General features: G+C 54.3%; 19 protein-coding genes. 4 read left to right on the top strand and 15 right to left on the bottom strand.

All coding sequences use genetic code 11. From position 1 onward, the window contains the following. Window positions 1-123: 123 nt before the first annotated feature. Both NMUL_RS07170 and NMUL_RS07165 read left to right on the top strand, forming a co-directional pair. On the top strand, window positions 124-627 hold the full coding sequence (locus NMUL_RS07170; protein WP_011380702.1) for a hypothetical protein: 504 nt from the start codon (window positions 124-126) through the stop codon (window positions 625-627). Between the two features lie 117 nt (window positions 628-744). Beyond that, a complete protein-coding gene (locus tag NMUL_RS07165; RefSeq protein WP_238529890.1) occupies window positions 745-1,092 on the top strand; it encodes an NrfJ-related protein in 348 nt (115 codons plus the stop codon). 41 nt (window positions 1,093-1,133) lie between these two features. Here the strand turns inward: NMUL_RS07165 and uvrB are convergent, their stop codons facing one another. Next, window positions 1,134-3,221: an excinuclease ABC subunit UvrB gene (gene uvrB, locus NMUL_RS07160; protein ID WP_011380700.1), complete on the bottom strand. Its 2,088-nt coding sequence runs from the start codon at window positions 3,219-3,221 to the stop codon at window positions 1,134-1,136. A 326-nt stretch (window positions 3,222-3,547) separates the two neighbouring features. On the opposite strand from uvrB, the gene NMUL_RS07155 reads away from it, so the two are divergent. Then, window positions 3,548-4,741: a pyridoxal phosphate-dependent aminotransferase gene (locus tag NMUL_RS07155; protein WP_011380699.1), complete on the top strand. Its 1,194-nt coding sequence runs from the start codon at window positions 3,548-3,550 to the stop codon at window positions 4,739-4,741. 223 nt (window positions 4,742-4,964) lie between these two features. Here NMUL_RS07155 and NMUL_RS07150 read toward each other — a convergent pair whose 3' ends face one another. Next, window positions 4,965-5,519 (bottom strand): hypothetical protein, encoded by a 555-nt coding sequence (locus tag NMUL_RS07150; protein ID WP_143034396.1) that lies wholly within the window; start codon window positions 5,517-5,519, stop codon window positions 4,965-4,967. A gap of 329 nt (window positions 5,520-5,848) precedes the next feature. Between NMUL_RS07150 and NMUL_RS14905 the strand changes: the two genes are divergently transcribed. Then, complete coding sequence (locus NMUL_RS14905) at window positions 5,849-6,529, top strand: hypothetical protein (RefSeq protein ID WP_143034395.1); 681 nt, start codon at window positions 5,849-5,851, stop codon at window positions 6,527-6,529. Window positions 6,530-6,531: 2 nt separating this feature from the next. Here the strand turns inward: NMUL_RS14905 and fliR are convergent, their stop codons facing one another. From fliR to fliF, 13 genes are all read right to left on the bottom strand, one after another. Beyond that, the gene (gene fliR, locus NMUL_RS07140) at window positions 6,532-7,314 is read right to left on the bottom strand and encodes a flagellar biosynthetic protein FliR (RefSeq protein ID WP_011380696.1); all 783 of its coding nucleotides are present in this window, start codon (window positions 7,312-7,314) and stop codon (window positions 6,532-6,534) included. Between the two features lie 110 nt (window positions 7,315-7,424). Further along, window positions 7,425-7,694, bottom strand: coding sequence for a flagellar biosynthesis protein FliQ (gene fliQ, locus NMUL_RS07135; RefSeq protein ID WP_011380695.1), 270 nt, complete (start codon window positions 7,692-7,694; stop codon window positions 7,425-7,427). A 45-nt stretch (window positions 7,695-7,739) separates the two neighbouring features. After that, window positions 7,740-8,516 (bottom strand): flagellar type III secretion system pore protein FliP, encoded by a 777-nt coding sequence (fliP, locus tag NMUL_RS07130; protein WP_049783084.1) that lies wholly within the window; start codon window positions 8,514-8,516, stop codon window positions 7,740-7,742. A 1-nt stretch (window position 8,517) separates the two neighbouring features. Beyond that, entirely contained in the window at window positions 8,518-8,997 is a 480-nt protein-coding gene (gene fliO / locus NMUL_RS07125) for a flagellar biosynthetic protein FliO (RefSeq protein WP_011380693.1), read from the bottom strand. A 2-nt stretch (window positions 8,998-8,999) separates the two neighbouring features. Beyond that, on the bottom strand, window positions 9,000-9,455 hold the full coding sequence (gene fliN, locus NMUL_RS16155; RefSeq protein ID WP_011380692.1) for a flagellar motor switch protein FliN: 456 nt from the start codon (window positions 9,453-9,455) through the stop codon (window positions 9,000-9,002). Next, a complete protein-coding gene (gene fliM, locus NMUL_RS07115) occupies window positions 9,448-10,428 on the bottom strand; it encodes a flagellar motor switch protein FliM (protein ID WP_011380691.1) in 981 nt (326 codons plus the stop codon). Before fliM ends, fliN begins: the two co-directional genes overlap by 8 nt. Before the next feature lie 4 nt (window positions 10,429-10,432). Then, the gene (gene fliL / locus NMUL_RS07110; protein WP_238529889.1) at window positions 10,433-10,891 is read right to left on the bottom strand and encodes a flagellar basal body-associated protein FliL; all 459 of its coding nucleotides are present in this window, start codon (window positions 10,889-10,891) and stop codon (window positions 10,433-10,435) included. 218 nt (window positions 10,892-11,109) lie between these two features. After that, window positions 11,110-12,495, bottom strand: a complete 1,386-nt coding sequence (locus NMUL_RS14900; RefSeq protein WP_049783083.1) for a flagellar hook-length control protein FliK — start codon at window positions 12,493-12,495, stop codon at window positions 11,110-11,112. A gap of 110 nt (window positions 12,496-12,605) precedes the next feature. Then, entirely contained in the window at window positions 12,606-13,052 is a 447-nt protein-coding gene (fliJ, locus tag NMUL_RS07100; RefSeq protein WP_011380688.1) for a flagellar export protein FliJ, read from the bottom strand. A gap of 33 nt (window positions 13,053-13,085) precedes the next feature. Further along, a complete protein-coding gene (gene fliI, locus NMUL_RS07095; protein ID WP_011380687.1) occupies window positions 13,086-14,498 on the bottom strand; it encodes a flagellar protein export ATPase FliI in 1,413 nt (470 codons plus the stop codon). Beyond that, complete coding sequence (locus NMUL_RS07090) at window positions 14,498-15,253, bottom strand: flagellar assembly protein FliH (protein ID WP_011380686.1); 756 nt, start codon at window positions 15,251-15,253, stop codon at window positions 14,498-14,500. Before NMUL_RS07090 ends, fliI begins: the two co-directional genes overlap by 1 nt. Next, window positions 15,250-16,248, bottom strand: a complete 999-nt coding sequence (gene fliG / locus NMUL_RS07085) for a flagellar motor switch protein FliG (RefSeq protein WP_011380685.1) — start codon at window positions 16,246-16,248, stop codon at window positions 15,250-15,252. The genes NMUL_RS07090 and fliG overlap by 4 nt, the downstream gene beginning before the upstream one ends. Beyond that, entirely contained in the window at window positions 16,241-17,944 is a 1,704-nt protein-coding gene (gene fliF / locus NMUL_RS07080; protein ID WP_011380684.1) for a flagellar basal-body MS-ring/collar protein FliF, read from the bottom strand. The genes fliG and fliF overlap by 8 nt, the downstream gene beginning before the upstream one ends. Between the last annotated feature and the right edge of the window lie 29 nt (window positions 17,945-17,973).

The raw sequence follows: 17,973 nt of genomic DNA, 5'->3' as shown, positions 1-17,973 counted from the left end.
CGGCGTGATGAATGGGAAAGCAAATATTAAATTGCAGCGGGTTTTTTTTCTGAAATCATCATTCTATAATCCCTCAGAAATTCCGTTATCCCTCAAAAATTCCATTCACTGAAAGGAGCTGATATGCGACTCATCGTTGTGGCTATCTCCATGGTGTGGATTACAGGGGCTCTCGCGGAGGATGTGCCACTGACATTTCAACAGCCCGATCCTCAAAGTAAATTCCGCGACGCGCAGCTTCATGTAAGAGAACTGATGAAAGCAGGTCGCTACAAGGAAGCCTCGGAATACATGCCTGAATATCAAAGACTTTCGTGTGAGGCTTCGGAGCAGAAAGCGGGACGAAGCATAGTGGAAGGCGCCGCTATCTGTGCCCGCAAATACGATCATGGGGGAATGAGCGCCGGCAACATGCTGCCCCAGCAGGATCGAGCCGTAGCAGGATCATTATCCTCAGATCCTGTGGCGCCTGGAATTACGGTAATGCAGCGGCCTGTTCCCGGCACTCCCACAGTACTGGATGGCTCGACACCCTCCCTTTTTCTTTTCGATCCCCGAAATGATCCTGCAACGGGCAGCCGCCATCGCGATGATGCACCCGCAGATCCCTGGACAGGAACGCGCTGAAGCACATTTCTGAAAAACCCAAAAGTCTGCACCCGCTTTTCGGGGAAAACTTTCCGTTGGAACCGGGGAGATTGGGGTGTATTATTGCGCGGCTGTTATTTACTGAGGAGAGTCGTTTTGAAGACAACTTATCTTGCGACAACTTTTTTTATTGGCATCCTATTTTTCAGCCCTCTGCCCGCCCTTGCGGAGGCTGGGACGAGTACGCCGGCAACCGGCGCAGCGACAGGAATGCCAGCCAATGAAGGCAAGGTTCTTTCCACACTGGATGCCCCGGGCTATACCTATATGGAGTTGGCGAATACCGAGAAACGTTTCTGGATTGCGGCGCCAACGATGCGGGTTAAAGTGGGTGACCGGGTACGTTTCGATCAAAGTCTCGTCATGAAAAATTTCAACAGCAAGACTCATAATCGTACCTTCAAGGAAATTATTTTTGCGAACTCGGCCACGGTGATCAATTAGCGCAGAAAAGCATGTTGACGCTTCCCGGCTTTAATCCGTCGCTATCTCACCGCTCTTGGCACCTTCCCCCGGGATTTCGCCGCTCCCGTTCCTTTCTCATCCTGGGGCTCCACAAATCCGACAAAGAGCTTGTTTTTTAATTTTTTTAATTCATCCCGATACTCCGCAGCCTTCTCGAATTCGAGATTTTTTGCTGCCTCGTGCATCTGTTTTTCCAGTGACTTGATTTCTTTTGCGAGCTGCGTCTCGCTCATGGCTTCGTACCGCGCCTGCGTTTGCGCTGCCTTAAGCTGCTGCTGGGCTGTTTCCATGCTGTAAACACCGTCAATCAGGTCCTTGACGCGCTTATGCACGCTTCGCGGCGTAATCCCATGCTCCTGATTGAACAGGATCTGCTTGTTGCGCCGTCGCTCGGTCTCATCCATTGCCAGCCGCATGGATTCTGTAATCCTGTCCGCATAAAGAAGTGCAGTGCCATTGATGTGGCGCGCCGCGCGGCCGATGGTCTGTATCAATGAACGCTCTGAGCGAAGAAAGCCCTCCTTGTCCGCATCCAGTATGGCTACCAGCGATACCTCCGGCATATCCAGCCCCTCACGCAACAGATTGATGCCGACCAGCACATCGAATTTTCCCAGTCTCAGGTCACGCACAATCTCCACCCTTTCCACCGTATCGATATCGGAATGCAGATACCGCACTCTGATGCCGTGGTCGGCAAAATAATCCGTCAGATCCTCCGCCATGCGTTTGGTGAGCGTCGTTACCAGCACCCGCTCATCCTTTGCGGTACGCAGCCTTACTTCCGACATCAGATCGTCCACCTGAGTGCTCGCCGGTCTGACTTCGATCTGCGGATCTACGAGACCTGTGGGCCGCACCACCTGCTCGACAACCTGACCACTGTGTATCTTTTCGAATTCCGCCGGTGTCGCAGACACAAACACCGTTTGCGGCATGATTTTCCTGAATTCATCGAACCGGAGGGGACGGTTATCCAGCGCTGAAGGCAGGCGAAACCCATAATCGACAAGATTTTCCTTGCGGGCCCGATCACCCTTGTACATTCCTCCGACTTGCGGAACCGTTACGTGACTCTCATCGATCACCATCAGCGTTCGGGGCGGCAGGTAATCCATCAAGGTGGGCGGCGGTTCTCCCGGTTTTTTTCCTGACAAATGACGCGAATAGTTCTCGATGCCTTTGCAGAAACCCAGTTCGTTGAGCATTTCCAGATCGAAACGAGTGCGTTGTTCGATGCGTTGCAACTCTACCAGCTTGTTGTGCTGGTGGAAAAAATCCATGCGTTCCCTCAACTCGGTCTTGATTGTCTCGATGGCGCGCAAAGTGGTGCTCCTTGGCGTCACGTAATGGCTGGAAGGATAAACGGTATAGCGCGATACCTTTCTCGAGGTGCGACCGGTAAGAGGATCGAACAATGTCATGCTTTCCACCTCGTCATCAAACAGGGAAACACGCACGGCGGTTTCCGAGCTTTCCGCGGGAAAGATGTCGAGCACATCTCCCCTCACCCGGAAGGTTCCTCGGCTGAACTCGAATTCGTTACGCTCGTATTGCATTTCTGTCAGACGCTGTATTGCCTGCCTTTGGGTGATCTTTTCATGCTCCCGCAGATGGAGGATCATTCCGTGATAGTCCACGGGATCGCCTATTCCATAAATGCACGACACCGTGGCGACGATGATGGCATCGTCCCGCTCGAGCAGTGCCTTGGTGGCAGACAGGCGCATCTGCTCGATATGCTCGTTGATTGCGGAATCTTTCTCGATAAAAAGGTCCCGTGACGGGACATATGCTTCCGGCTGATAATAGTCGTAATACGATACAAAGTACTCGACGGCATTTTCCGGGAAAAACTCCCGCATTTCCGCATACAACTGCGCCGCGAGGGTCTTGTTTGGCGCCATGATAATCGCGGGACGTCCGAGCCGCGCAATGACATTGGCCATCGTAAAGGTCTTGCCGGAGCCCGTCACTCCCAGCAGTGTCTGGAATGCCAGCCCGTCCTCTATTCCCTCCACCAGTTTTTCGATCGCTGAAGACTGATCGCCTGCGGGCTGAAATAACTGGTTGAGCTTATAAGGGCTATTGGGAAAGGTAATAATCACGGGTATAATCCAAATCCATCGTTGTCTACTGTTTTTCAGTTAATTCCATGACTTGCAGCATTGTTTCTGCTTCGCCTGGCCCCTCGTCAAACTGGAGAAGTGGAGTGCGTATTTTTCGCAAGTATGCGCGGTGCAACAGGTCGGATGGAGCTATCCGGGGATTGCAAGAGAGAACCGGTTACCCCGCTCCACTTCATCCTGTTTCAAATCTCAAGCCTCATCAGGCGTTTTTTTCATCTCCTCCAACCACCGCATGCAGCATCACCCGCGACTTGATGGCTGATTTTATCACGCAGCACAAGTGCCATTAGCATAAGGACATTATTGTGGAACTCTCAAAGCGCGTTCAGGCCATCAAGCCCTCCCCTACTCTGGCTGTCACTGCCCGAGCAGCACGCCTGAAAGCGGAAGGCAAGGATATTATTGGACTGGGCGCCGGCGAGCCCGATTTCGATACCCCCCAGCACATCAAGGATGCCGCGGTTGCCGCGATTCAGCGCGGTTTTACGAAATATACGGCTGTCGGTGGAACACCCGGCCTCAAGAATGCGATCATCGCCAAGTTCAAGCGCGAAAACGGCTTCGACTATACTGCGGGACAAATTCTGGTTTCATGCGGAGGCAAGCAAAGCTTTTTCAATCTCACACTGTCTGTCATCAATCCTGGGGATGAGGTCATCATACCGGCGCCCTACTGGGTCTCTTATCCTGACATCGTCCTGATCGCCGAAGGCAAGCCGGTCATTGTCGAGGCGGGTATCGAGCAGGGTTTCAAAATTACAGCGGCTCAGCTCGAGCGAGCCATTACGCCGAAAACCCGGATGTTCGTCATCAACAGCCCCAGCAACCCCTCTGGCGGTGTCTACACGCTGGACGAACTCAAGGCATTGGGAGAAGTTCTACTCGGACATCCCCATATCCTGATTGCCACGGATGACATGTACGAACACATCCTGCTATCGGAGGGCAAGTTCGTCAATATTCTGAATGCCTGTCCAGCCCTGTATCCCCGCACGGTGGTGCTCAACGGGGTTTCCAAGGCATATGCCATGACAGGCTGGCGGATCGGTTATTGCGCGGGTCCCGCTCACATCATTACCGCAATGGAGAATGTCCAGTCGCAGAGCACTTCAAACCCTGCCTCTATTTCCCAGGTCGCGGCTGAAACAGCGCTGAATGGCGATCAATCCTGTATCACCCCGATGGTGGAAGCGTTCCGGCAGCGGAACCGTTTCGTGACTGATGCCCTCAATGGTATCGCCGGCATCCGTTGCCTGCTGTCCGAAGGAGCATTCTACGCATTTGCCGATGCACGGGAAGCAATCGCACGTTTGCACGGTAATGGGATGATCAAGGATCGCAGCGATATCGCCTTTAGCGAATATCTGCTGGAACAGGGGGGGGTCGCGGTGGTGCCAGGCTCCGCTTTTGGGAGCGAAGGTTACATCAGGCTCTCCTTTGCCACCGCAATGTCCAACCTGGAAGGTGCGCTAGGACGCATGGCAAGGCTGCTGGGCTGAAAATCTTCCACACTTGAAGGTGACCTTGCCCGCCTCGCCCGAAATTTTCTTACCAATAACCGGGTGGAATCATCTAAAGTCCCGTGTCCCATACCTACTGGCGAACAGGGTTCTCGGTCATCGCGTCCCCGTCACCCGGTTGCGCTTTCCAGTGGAAATCACACACTCCCGTTATGTCCCACAAAGATATCTCCTCAAAAGACTACGCGACCCCATCCCAAGATTACTTCTGATGGGGCATACAAATCTCGCCCTGGAATTTCACGTCAATTGAAAATTGGCAATTTATGCGGCCGTCAATTGCGATTCTACCCGCAGTGACACCCTGAAACATCCCCCGCCCGGTTCCGGGTACGGGGACCGAGGTTTCCTGGAATGTCCCATACGAGCCTCCGAGGGGATTACTGGGATTGCACGCCTGGAATACGCCGGTACCGGTAGTATTAAAGGTAATCTGGGAATGGACAGTTTCCCTCTGGCCGGTCACAGGGTTTGTTACCGGAATACTGTCATCGCACACCAGTGTTTGTACGAAGTGGGTCGAGCCGTCGGAGCCAACGCCACCGTTGCCCAGGAGGCCGCATTTAACTTTGGCGCCGCCAACTTCAAGGTGTGCAGCGCCGACAACGATACCGGCGTCGCTGACAATATTGTTGGATATTTTACCCTTGGCTGCGGCAGCAGCTGTACCTGCGGGGCATGAAGCAGCGTCCGCCTGTCCAGCAGCTGCAATCAGGACCGATATTGCCATGGAGAACATATAATTGTTTTTAATCAACAGAAATTCCCCTATATTTAAATGAATTATCTCGCCAAGCTCGAGTGTGAAGAGCGGCCAGGAGGCGGACGTCGCAGTCTGCCATACCATTGTTTCCGGGTTACTCCCGCATGCCAGTTTACTTGATTTGTTCGGAACTCGCTTTACTCCGTTGTAATCAGCCCAAATAACCAACAGGCTGAAATATGGCGTTAGAGTGACTATTTCCAATCAGAAGGTTGACGCAGAAAGTCGCGCATTATAGATTGGCGACATGTCCGAATTTTTACCTTCTCTTTGGCGTAAGATTTCAACAATTGATACGCCAATCATTATTAAAGGACCTTAAATTGAAAGTAGCTCGCACAACGCTGATAAAGCGCTCTATAGCTTCAGTCACCGCCGGCATGGCTACGCTTGCGCCCGTTTCTGGCCCCGAGGCAGCACTTTTCTCGGTAAGCGCAATCATACAGGAGCAGATCGGTCTTGATGCTGGATGCGCCTCCCATATGGGAGGCTCGATCTCCGGCAGTGGAATTTCATCTTTCGGCGCAGTTTCCCTCGCAGCCAGGGACTGCATCATGCCCGCGGCAGATTTCAGTTATTTTTCCTTTCAAGGTAAAATGACATTTACCCTGCTCAGTGGAGACGAGATTTTTGCCGATTACGGGGGACGCTTCGTTCCTACCCTCACTCCATCCATATATACGCTGAAGAATTCTTTCTTCGATATAACAGGCGGGACAGGACGCTTCCTGTCGGCAGATGGACGCGGGAACTTGCTCGGAACTGAGCAGATATCCTCAGATTTCTCAAGCGGCCTGGGTCTTATCCAAGCCATAGGAGATGTATCCTTTCCCAAAAAAACCAAGAAAGGAACAGAATCAAGTCTCGAACTTCTCGATCTTACAGACCCTGCTGAGGGAAGCGTTATCGTTGCAATCAATGAGCTTCCGGAATCAGATTCCCTGGCCCTGCTCGGTATAGGTCTTGCCAGCCTGGCCTTCGTTCGTCGTAAGGTAAGCCGCTGAGCTCAACGGGCGTTTTGCGTCACCTCGAGCGTCGTTTGCAATCCGTCAGTGATTAATCGCTCGAGCACCGGGGTAAAATGCGGAAGCGACAGCATGAGCGCTGACATTCCAATCATCAGGGTAATTGGAAAACCAACCGCGAAGATGTTCAGTTGGGGCGACGCGCGAGTCAGAATGCCGAGCGCGAGGTTGACAATCAATAATGCGGCGACCACTGGCAACGCAAGTTGCAGCCCGACGCTAAAAATAACACTCCCCCATTCCGCCAGCCTTTTCCATCCCATATTTGAAAAGGGTTCGGTGGAGATTGGGAAGGCGTTGAAGCTGTCGATCAGCGCAGACAGCATCAACAGATGGCCGTTGAATGATAAAAATGCGAGCGTTCCCAGCAGACCCAGGAAACGTCCCAGAACAAGACTGCTGCCATCGCTGTGAGGCGTAAAGAACGTAGCAAACCCCAAGCCCATCTGCAAGCCTGCAATTTCTCCCGCCAATTCAATCGCGCTGAAGATGATGCGCATGGCAAAGCCCATTGCCAGGCCGATCATGATCTGCTGACCGAGGACCAGCAGGCCGGGAGCCGACGCCAACTCGATCTTTGGCACCGATTCGAGGGTGGGCGCCACGACCAGTGCGACGAGGACACCCAATCCCACTTTCACCCTGACAGGAACTGCAAGATTTCCCAATACCGGCGCTACCGAAAGGAGCGCCAGAATACGGGCAGCAGGCCAGAAAAAGGAAATGAGCCACGCATTGAGGTCGACCGAGCTGAGCGTGATCATTTAACAATAATGAAATTCCGCTTTATCTCTCTGATCCAGGAAGCACTGGAGGGCGGGATGTGACAAGCAAGATGCCGCTTTTGTCTATCTTTTCCGGATAGTTCTGACAACTATCCGATCACTCCGGGAATTCCTTCCAGCACCTGCCTCATATAGTCGAGCAGCACCGAAAGCATCCACGGGCCTGCAAGCACCAGCATGGCAAACAGGACCACGAGTTTGGGAATGAAAGACAGAGTCATCTCATTGATCTGGGTAGCAGCCTGAAAGATGCTGACCAGCAATCCGGTGGCGAGTGCGGCCAGTAACAAGGGAGCGGAAACCATCAAGGTAACTTCCATTGCTTTCTGGCCGAGTGTCATTACGCTTTCAGGTGTCATGGTTTTTTTCCGTCATCTCGTCCGGTGAATAAATATGTTGCATCCTTAATAAAAGCTCTCTGCCAGCGAACCGATCAGCATATGCCATCCGTCGACCAGCACGAAGAGCATGATCTTGAAAGGCAGTGCAACAAGCGCTGGCGATACCATCATCATTCCCATCGACATGAGCACCGATGCCACGACCATGTCAATAATCAGAAAAGGAATGAATACTGCGAAACCGATTTGAAATGCGGTTTTCAACTCGCTGGTAACAAAGGCCGGAACGAGCACCCGAAGGGATACTTCTTCCGGTCCGTTCAGCTGCGGCCTGCCCGAGAGTTTGACGAACAGCGCAAGATCGGTCTCCCGAGTTTGTTTCAGCATGAAAGCTTTGAGCGGTACGGCGCCCTTCTCCAATGCCTGCTCCATCGTCATCCTGTTTTCCACATAAGGTTGGTATGCGTCCTGATAAATCTTGTCGAATACCGGACTCATGACGAAAAAAGTCAGGAACAGCGCCAATCCGACGAGCACCTGATTGGGGGGCGAGGATTGGGTGCCGAGGGCCTGCCGCAGCAGCGAAAGGACGATGATGACGCGGGTAAAACCCGTCATCATCAGGAGCACCGCCGGCAGAAATGTCAGCGATGTGAGCAGCAGCAGTGTTTGCAGGCTCAATGAGTAAGTTTGTCCACCCCGGGGTGCGGGCGTACTGCTAAAGGCAGGAAATCCTCCCTTTGCCTGTGCCAGCGCAACCACAGGCGTAGTCAGCAACAGGACTGCGGCCACTATCCCGTAGGCAATATGTGTGCTGGATCGGAATTTTTTATCTGACATGCTATTCGCCATGCTTTTCTGCCAGCCGCTTCAGCCAGCCTGAAAAATTCGAATCTTTTTCAACATGCCCTGACGCCCCGGAAACATGAAGCATGCTTGCGCCAATATCGCCTTTGGGCATGTTATGCAATACCGTTACATGCCCGGGTGCGACCCCCACGACAAGCCAGGTCTCGGCCACTTCGACTACAACGACGCGCTCGCGTTGCCCCACCGCCGATCCCCCGATTATCCGGACCACTCCTGCATGACCCCTGTATACTCCACCCATGCGCTTGAGCAGCCACGCGCACCCCGCGATCACTGCAAGCACCACTCCCAAGCCGAGCATGACCTGGAAGGGACTGCCACTGGAAGTAACGGTGCCGTCGCTCGCCCCGACCGCCATGGCCGGCGAGGCGAAATGCCAGAGCGCTGCCGCTAAAAGAGAATTACGGAGCACCGCCCGGGGCAAAAACGGGTTCTGATGTTTTCTTTTCATGATTAGCGGTTTAATTTGCGTATCCGTTCACTCGGCGTGATGATATCGGTCAGACGTATGCCAAACTTCTCATTGACTACCACAACTTCGCCTTGAGCAATCAGATAACCGTTTACCAGAACATCCATCGGTTCTCCCGCCAGCCCATCCAGCTCCACCACGGAACCCTGCGCCAATTGCAACAGGTTCTTGATGGCGATTTTGGTGCGCCCCAACTGCACAGTGAGTTGAACGGGTATATCCATGACTAGATCAATGTCATTCTGGATCTGTACCTTCTGGGTATTCTGGAATTGCTCGAATATCTGCCCCGAGCCAGTCTCCCCGGCCCCAATTGTCTCATCCTGATCCGCCGGCGTTCGAGCTGCGGAATTGGCTGGTGTTACAGACACTTTCATCTCCTCAGTTTTATTCACAAAGGGCCGCCTGGACAGATCGCGGCGTTCAACTTCACTCATTACTGTTCCCGGAAGCGAGCATTTTCTCCATACGCAAAGCGTAGCGCCCATTCGAAATTCCGTATTTGCATTCCATGACCGGTACCCCATCCACGCTTGCAGTAACGAATTCCGGAATATCCAAGGGAATAACATCCCCAACCTTCATATTCAGGATCTGATCGAGTCTTACCTGGGCATGCGTCAGATTTGCGAGTAGTGTCACTTCAGCCGACTGCACCTGTTTTGAGAGGCGACCGACCCAGCGTTTATCTACCTCCAATGCCTCACCTTGCAAAGTGCTCGACAGCAGATCGCGGATCGGTTCGAGAATGGAATAAGGCATGCAGATGTGCATCTCCCCTACTACGGAACCAAAATTGACCTCGAAGGTGGTGGCAACCACGACCTCATTCGGTGTCGCAACATTGGCAAACTGGGTATTCGTTTCTGCCCGCAGATACTCAAACTCGATCGGATAAACCGGATGCCAGGACTTGCCATAGCTGTCGAAGACCAGGTTGAGCAAGCGCTGGATGATGCGCTGCTCGGTCTGAGTGAAATCGCGGCCTTCAGTCTTGGGAAGAAAGCGCCCATCGCCGCCGAACAGGTTGTCAACCACAAGAAATACCAGTGTCGGGTCGAATACAAATAGCGAGGTGCCGCGCAAAGGTTTTATATGCACGAGATTCAGGTTGCTTGGTGCAGCGAGGTTGCGCACGAATTCGCTGAATTTCATAACCCTTACCGGTCCCGCGGTGACATTTGCGCTGCGGCGCATGAAATTGAACAGTCCGAGGCGCAGGAGGCGCGCAAAACGCTCATTGATGATTTCGAGGGTGGGCATGCGCCCCCGTACGATGCGTTCCTGTGTCGCAAGGTTATAGGGGCGGAAACCGGGATTAGCCGTACTCTGTTCGCTTGTCGTGGATCCACTGCTCACTCCCCTGAGAAGAGCATCCACCTCCTCGCGCGAAAGGAAATCCTCTCTCATGGAGCTACTGAATCACGAACGAAGTAAAAAGCACGTTCTCAACCGATCCTGTCACACGCTCCTCGCTGAACTGGTGATTTATCTCGGCAGTGAGTTCAGAGGCGAGCTTCTTTTTTCCCTCGATACTCGAAATCTGCGTGGCTGTCTTGCCCGAAAGTAGCAGCAACACGCGGTTGCGTACTTCCGGCATATGCAATTTGATTAAATTCACCACACTTTCGTCTTCGACCTTCAAGGTAAGGCTGGTTTGGAGATGCTGCTCGCTGTGCTCCGGCTGGAGATTGACAGTAAAGGTTTCCAGATTGAGAAACACAGGAGGTTTAGGCTTCGGCAACGCGCCTGTCCCATTGTAGACCTGGCTGAAATACCATCCTGCACCGCCGCCTCCTGCTCCCAGCAATAGGGCGCACGCCGTGATAATCAGAACGAGCTTGCCTTTCCCTGATTTCTGCTCCAATTTCACTTCCCTCGGATCTTTACTTTGCTTATTTGGTCTGACTGACATGGTTGTGCTCTGTTAGCCGTTTTACCCTCACGCAGGAGGCATTATTGAACTGATGCCCTGCCTTCAATGTGAGAAACAAACGGGAAAAAACAGGTTATCTCGAAATTTGGAGATTGCAGTCTCCAACGTCACAAATAGAAACTCTATACCTGGCTTGGTTACAAGCCGCCCCAAAATTATGCAAAGGTATCCACGAGCTGGTGTCCGCGAATATCAGCAGTGCCACCGCCCATTCCGAAGCTTGCACCTGCTGCGGCGACCCGGCTTTCTCCCTGCCGATAATGAGGCCCTGCACTATTTTGCCTTTCGAAATCTCCTTGCTGCCGGGATCCCTGGTCGCTGACTGTTGCATTGCCCAGATTGATTCCGCTTTCCGCCATCATTTCCTTCAGCCGGGGCAGCGCCGCTTCGAGTGCCTGCCGAACCTCAAGGTTCTGGGATACGAATGCTGCACTGGCCTGATCGCTGTTCACGGACAGAACGACTTGCAGCGGTCCCAGATCAGCAGGGTTCAGATTGAGTTCGGCGATCTGATGTTGGTGAGATACCATCCAGAGTACTCTCTGACCCAGGGCATTATCCCAACTGCCTGTGCCCAGGCGCGGCTCCAGCTTGGGCAAGGAAGGATCGCGCAGATCTGCGGTGCCGGGTACCATACCTGGCTCGCCTGTCAAAGGCCCTGGAGAGGGGGATGGGGTCAGGAGTTCGGGGGACACGACGGATGCAGCTAATGTGGGAAGCGAAGAAGTATCGGTATCGCTTCCTGCGGTTGAGCCTGGATGCAGATGTGAAACATCCGGCAGGAAATCGCCAATGCTGCGGGACATTCCCCCCGGCCTGCTCTCTGGGGAGGCCGAGCGAGACATCTCGCCCACCGCGACTCCTGTGAACTTCATATCTTTGGGTAGTTTCACGCCTGCAGCCGCCCGTCCCTCCTGGAAGTCCCGCGCAATAGCAGAACTCGGGTGAGTTCCGGCTTCCATGCCCTGCCCTACGCTGACAATGGTCTTTCCCATCGCCAGTCCCGAGGGGTCGGATGACTTTGCGTCTCCTCCAGCCTGCGCCTCGTGTCCTATCGATGCAGGCGAAATGAGCCCTCCGCCAGCAGACCGGAGCAGCTCGTTTACATTCCTCTGGCCGAAGGCAGCGTCAGGCTGCTGCGGGACCGGCATGCCGGCAGGGACCTGAGTTTCAATTCCGGTTAAGGTATCCGAGGTGCGGGCGGCACCAGGGGGGTGTAAAGCATCTGTGATACCGGGCATTGCCGTAGCCGTGGCAGGACGAGAGAACTGGAATCCGCCGGTCAGCATTTCAGCTGTCAAATTCCCTTCTTTGCCGCGATCTTTCTCAGCCTCTGCCTCAGCGTCCGTATCTTCAGAATCTTTCAGGGACCGATTCCCGGGTATGCCCAGACCGTTTCCGATCGCATTCGCCGTCGCGCCCGTCTGTGGATCGCTAGCGCCTGTATCCGATGCTTCATCATCACCGTTCACTCCGGCGGCAAGCAGTTTGCGGAAATCGGACGCATCCGATTTCTGGATAACGCTTTTCGATTCGGTCAAACTATCCTTGGCGGAATGCAAAGCGGTGCTCGATGATACAGATAGTACAGATAGCATGGGCTGCCCTCGGAATTCGATTTTTCAGGAGTTTATTATCTTGTATGGTTTAATTATGTCGAGCCGGGCCGGATAGCCGCACTGTTCGCCCACTCGTCTGTTTCCCGCTGCTCGCGCCTTGCCTGGTGGGCCAGCTGAATCTGCCTGTGACGCTGCGCCAGAGTGCCATAAGAGTTAAGAACACGCCGCTCCGATTGCCACGCGGCCTCACTGGCAGCGACACGCTGACGCATGAGCGCCAGCGCCTCCTGTTGCTGGGAAATCGCAGCGTCGAGCTTGTCGATGAATTCATGATAATTCCGCCATCCTGCCGCGGTGAGGCCTTGCTGCATGGAAGCTCGAAAGCGGGACTGGTATTCATCCGAATACTGTGTCAGCAAAACCAGCTTGGCTTCCATGTCCAGGCCTTGAGCGTTCAGAAACCCCAATCTTCGCGCCGCATCATCCGTGCGGGTTTGTGCCAGTTCGATAAGGGTTTCCAGCGCAGAAGTTTTCGGCATGATCAGGCAACAGCTAATTGAGATTGATTGGGGTTAATTGAGGTTTAAGGCCAGCAGGGCCTCCAGGCTTCGGGTACTCTCTTCATACCCTGCCCGCTCCACCATGGTTTGTTGAAGAAAATGTTCGAGTTTTGGATACAGGGCAATCGCCCGGTCCAGCAATCTGTCATTCCCCGGGGAATATGCTCCTACGCTGATCAGGTCGCGCGAACGCTGATAGCGTGAAAAAAGCTGCTTGAAATTACGCACCTGCTCAAAATATTCGGGCGAGATCAGGCTGGTCATGGCGCGACTGATGGAGGCTTCGATATCGATGGCAGGATAATGCCCGCTTTCCGCCAGTTGCCGCGAAAGCACGATGTGGCCATCCAGAATCGCCCTGGCCGCATCCGCGATGGGGTCCTGCTGATCGTCCCCTTCGGCTAACACGGTATAGAAAGCGGTGATCGAACCGCTTCCCTTGACTCCATTCCCCGCCCTTTCCACCAATTGCGGCAGTTTGGCGAATACGGAAGGCGGATACCCTTTGGTTGCGGGAGGTTCCCCGATCGCAAGCGCGATCTCACGCTGCGCCATTGCATAGCGGGTGAGCGAATCCATGATCAATAGAACATTTTTTCCCTGGTCCCGAAAGTATTCAGCGACAGAAGTCGCATAGGACGCACCCTGCAATCTCATGAGGGGCCAGGTATCTGCGGGTGCTGCCACTACCACCGAACGTGCCAACCCTTCAGCACCTAGGATTTGTTCGATGAAATCCTTGACCTCTCTTCCGCGCTCACCGATCAATCCCACGACGATGATATCGGCGCTGGTATAGCGCGCCATCATGCCGAGCAGGACGCTCTTTCCCACGCCGGAACCGGCAAAAAGGCCCATGCGCTGGCCGCGCCCCACCGTAAGCAGGGCATTTATCGCGCGCACCCCTACATCGAGGACCTCGCTGATCGGTTCCCGGTCGAGCGGATTGATGGGCGAACCTGCGGCCGAAGCCGAACGTTCCACCTCTAACGGGCCAAGGTTATCCAGAGGACGTCCCGTGCCATCCACCACCCTTCCCAGTAGGGCTTCTCCCACTGGAAACCGGCTGATCTGATCAGACGCCCGGCGCCGCTGGCGGGATGCGCTGCCCGGGTTAGGAAGCACGCCGGTGCGATCCCACGGCACGACCTTGGCACCGGGAGCCAGCCCGAACATGCCATGGGCTGGCATCAGGTAAAGCCTGTCACCGTGAAAGCCCACTACCTCGGCCTCCATGCTGTTACCGTTGGGCATCAGTATGGTGCATCCACTGCCCACAGCCAGCTTGAGGCCGGTTGCTTCCATTATCAATCCCGTAACACGCGTGAGGCTTCCCGAAATCTGGAAGGGCGGCGACACCTCGGCCAGCCCACTGCAGTTTTTGAGAAATCCTTGCCATCGGTCGGTATGGGATAAGGTTTCCATCAATGACGCTCCAGCCAGTCATTATGTTGCCCCAGGGCCTGGGCTATGCGCCGCCAGCGGGTCGCCACAGTGGCATCGATCTCGCTGGGCCCTACCCTGATTCGGCATCCTCCCCGCTCCAGGCGAGGATCGGGGTGAATGACGCAATGGTCTGGCTCCTGATTCAAGTGGGTGCGTATCAGGGCAGCATCGTCCGGGTGCAAGAATAGCTGTGCCGGTTGACCGAGTACCGGCTCAGACTGGATACATTCGCGAATGACAGCGAAAACAAGTTCCGGTTTCACCCGCAATGCCTCACGCACCATCTCTTTGGCGACGTCGAGTGCAAGGGAGAGTAGAGCATTGCAAATCTTCTGGTCGGCACTTGCCAAGGCTTCCTGAAGACTCCCAAATGCAGCCGTCAATTGCCCAGCTTCAAAGCTGGCACGCTCGCAGCCAGCCTCATAACCGGCTTTCACGCCAGCTTCCCGGCCGGTTTCATAGCCTGCGGCATAGCCTTCCTGCCGGGCCTCCTGATGGATTTTTTCGATTTCCTCGACTGTAGGCAATGCAACCTGTATTTGCTCAGGCATTGCCTCGTCTTTGGTATCAACTGAAGTGTCCACCGGCCCTTCGAGCACTGCGCCTTGCTCCAGAACATCCATTTCCCAGCGGCGATAGGTCGGCAAATCTTCCTTAAGAATGATCTGATTTGCCCGAGACGTCATTCTTGATCTTTCGCCGGAAGTTTTTGCCCGCACGCCAACCTTACTCATACGTAGCTTTCTTCGTTCTTGCTGCCGAACACGATTTGCCCTTCATCTGCGAGTCGCCGGACGACCTGTAATATCTGCTTCTGGTGGTTTTCAACTTCGCTTACTCTTACCGGTCCCATCGCTTCGAGGTCTTCACGCAGGATTTCAGAGGCACGTTTCGACATATTCTTGAAAATCCTTTCACGCAGATCCCAGGCTGCGCCTTTCAGCGCGATAACCAGGATGTCAGATTGAATTTCCCGCAGCAACATCTGAATTCCACGGTCGTCAATATCCATGAGGTTCTCGAATACAATCATCTGATCCATTATTTTCTGCGCCAGATCCGCGTCGAATTCCCGCAAATTATCAAGCACAGACGTTTCCGCGGCGCTACCCATGAAGTTGATGATTTCCGCTGCAGTACGAATGCCGCCCACCGAGCTTTTATTGATATTTTCACTGCCGGACAACAAATCGGTCAGAACCGTATTGAGTTCGCGCAATGCGGAAGGCTGAATGCCTTCGAGCGTGGCGATGCGCAGCAGGACATCATTGCGGAGCTGCTCGCTCAATTGCCCGAGAATTTCACTGGCCTGGTGACGATCGAGGTGGACGAGGATGGTAGCAATGATCTGCGGGTGCTCCCCCTTGATGAGTTCCGCGACTGACTGCGAGTCAATCCACTTGAGTCCCTCGATTCCGCTCGTGTCGTGTCCCTCCAGAATGCGGCTGATATTGTCCGTCGACTTATCTTCATCCAAAGCTCTTTCGAGCACCGTCCGCGCATAGTTTTCCGGATCGACATCCAGAAGAAGCGGCTCATGCATGACCCGGCCGCAAAAATCGCTCAGAACACTATCTACCTGCTCCCGGCTCAGATTCCTGAGCTTGGCCATCGCAGCCCCGAGTTTTTGAACCTCCAGCTGATTGAGATGTTTCAGTACCTGCACCGCCTCGTCTTCGCCCAAGGACAGGAGCAGGACCGCACTCTTGTAGATACCCTCCTCATTCATGACCAGCCACCCATTGCTTGACAACGTTTGCCACCAGCTTCGGCTCCTTTTTCGCAAGCTGGCGCGCGAGCGTCAGTCTTTGCTCGTATTCGGAAGGTTGTGCCGCAGGTTTCAATGCGGGAACAGGTTGCACATCCTGGTCATCGTTCCTCGGTTCTGCCAGTAACGGAGGTTCGGGCTGGCTGATGCGCTTGAGCGAGGGACGTAGCACACCCAGCACCAGATACAGAATCAGGCCACCAATCAGAAGCGTTTTTCCGATCTGTTGAGCCAATTCAACCACCTCGGGCTGTTTCCACAAAGGGAGCTCTGGCGCTGCTTCCCGTTCCACACCTGTAAAATGGCTATTAACCACGTTCAGTGTATCCCCACGTTCCCTGCTGAATCCGACCGCCTCTTTCACCAGATCGGTAATCTGGGATTTTTCCACCTCGCTCAGTGGCTTGGCGCTGACAACACCATTCTCGTCCACGACTCTGCGGTGGTTGACCACGACTGCAACAGAAAGTCTTTTTATACCACCGACTGGTTTGCGCACATGCTGGATTGTTTTATCGACTTCGTAATTGATGGTTGCATCCTTGCGCGTGCTGCTTGGGGCGCGGGATGGGGAGGCAGTTGCTCCGGGAGGAGCTGGCGGCGTGGTGACCGGAGCGGTTGCGGGAACCGGAGGCTGATTGGAAAGCGCGCCCGGAACGCCGCCTTCATTCTGTGTGCCCACATTCGTGGATTCCGAACTCTGCTGACTGCGGATGGTGGAGCCTGCAGGATCCTGGTTGGGTCTGTATGTTTCGCTGGTTTGTTCGGAGTGTGCAAAATCGACCTCGGCCGCGACCTGAGCACGAACATTTTCCTGTCCCACGATGGGAATCAGAATCGCCTCGATCCGCTTGATATAGCTTTGCTCCAGCGCATGCAAGTACTTGAGCTGAGCTGGATCCAGGCCCGTATTGGGGTTCGATTCATCGATCCTGGTCAGTAGATCGCCTTGTTGATCCACTACCGTCACATTCTTCACATGCAGATTGGGCACACTGCTGGAAACGAGGTGGACGATCGCATTGACCTGCTGGGGATCGAGGGTGCGGCCGGGGTAGAGATTCACCAGCACGGATGCGCTCGGTTTCTGTTGCTCCCGCATAAATACCGATTGCTTCGGGATCGCCAGATGGACCCTGGCGCTGTCGACAGCCGCCAATGCCTGGACAGAACGGGCCAGTTCACCTTCCAGCGCCCGCTGGAAATTGACCTGTTCAAGAAACTGGCTGGTACCGAACTTCTGGTTTTCCATCAGTTCGAAACCTACCAGACCTCCCCTTGGCAACCCCTGAGATGCAAGTTTGAGGCGAGTATCATGCACCTGGCTCGATGGGACGAGTATCGCTCCGCCGCCTTCGGCAAATTTGTAGGGCACATTCATTTGCTGGAGGGACGCGATGATTGCGCCGCCGTCACCGTCGGATACATTGCTGAACAGCACCTTGTAGTCCGGTCCCTGCGTCCACATCCATCCGGCGGCCAGCAACGCAACCAAGGAAGAAACGGTCAGCATGAGACCGATTTTCTGCTGGCTCGATAATCGCGTCAGAAAGCTTTGCAGTCCCCCTTGAATACTGCTTACCGCGCCCTTGGCCGCGTTGTTTGCGGCGGTGTTCATTGCGCTGTTCATCGTTGTGGCATTCGCACCCGCTGTCACCTGTTTCTCCCCAGTCCTGTGCTCCAGAT

The organism is Nitrosospira multiformis ATCC 25196, from assembly GCF_000196355.1.
Taxonomy (GTDB): domain Bacteria; phylum Pseudomonadota; class Gammaproteobacteria; order Burkholderiales; family Nitrosomonadaceae; genus Nitrosospira; species Nitrosospira multiformis.
The sequence above is the reverse complement of the archived record's forward strand: the minus strand, read 5'-3'. Positions and strand labels throughout refer to the sequence as shown.